Here is an 860-nt window from a genome sequence, read left to right as displayed (position 1 = left end):
GGCCAGTTCCAGCAGGCGCACCTCGTGCAGGCCCACCGGGTTGGGCCGGGCGGGCGAGCGGGTGTTGAACACGCCGCGCCTGGGGCGGCGCGTGTCGCCACGCGGATGCACAGACAACACGTCGCGATCGGCGCGGTGCAACCAGGTGAGCAGGGTCAGGGACAGGCCCGGCGTCAGGGTGTCCAGGCCGGGCACGTAGGGCGCGGCAATCTCCACCCACGCTTCGGGCGCGCCTTCGTCGCCCTGCTTGGGGCACTGCGAAAGCTCGGTAAGCGGCGACACGATGACGCCGATGGGCCGCAGGGTGGTGTCCATATGCTCCGCTCCTTGACTTCCCGCTGCTGTGACAGTAACCACGTAAAATGCTTGATCAATCTAGCAAAACGCCCCCCAATGGGGTTCCAAGGGGCCACAGCCGCTTTGCGATCGCCATCCGTAATGCTCGAAACCTCGCATAACGGCTGCCGTCCTTGGCCGCCGGAGGCGTCCAAAAAACTTGCCCCGCCTCTTACCCCGAAAAATGGTCGAATCCGACGGACGCAGGCAGATCACCATTGACCAGCACCATGCCATCGGCGGTGACCAGCCCCAGCGGGATCAGGCCGGACACGGCGGCGCGCACCGCATCGAACATGGCCGGGCGGCAGCAGCCCAGCAGGGCGTAGTCCTCACCACCGGTGAAGGCCATGTCCACGGGGTCCAGATCGTTGGCCAGGGCGTAGGCGCGCACCTCGCCGGGCAGGGCTTCGGCGTCCATGGCCAGTTCCGCGCCAAGGCCGCTGCCCCGGTCCGCGCCGATGAGCCGGGGCAGGTCGCGTGCAAGGCCGTCGGACACGTCCATGAGCGCGATGCGCGCGTCG

General features: G+C 68.0%; 1 protein-coding gene and 1 pseudogene. Both read right to left on the bottom strand.

What is annotated here, in order from left to right:
* Positions 1–315: TrmO family methyltransferase domain-containing protein (locus FVW27_RS17490; RefSeq protein ID WP_167127644.1), on the bottom strand; the 315-nt coding region annotated here is incomplete at its 3' end.
* A gap of 193 nt (positions 316–508) precedes the next feature.
* Positions 509–860: pseudogene (locus FVW27_RS17485) on the bottom strand (thiamine-phosphate kinase); the annotation flags it as partial.

The organism is Nitratidesulfovibrio liaohensis, from assembly GCF_011682075.1.
Classification (GTDB): domain Bacteria; phylum Desulfobacterota; class Desulfovibrionia; order Desulfovibrionales; family Desulfovibrionaceae; genus Cupidesulfovibrio; species Cupidesulfovibrio liaohensis.
Note: the sequence above shows the minus strand (reverse complement) of the source record. Positions and strands in the feature narration are given on the sequence as shown.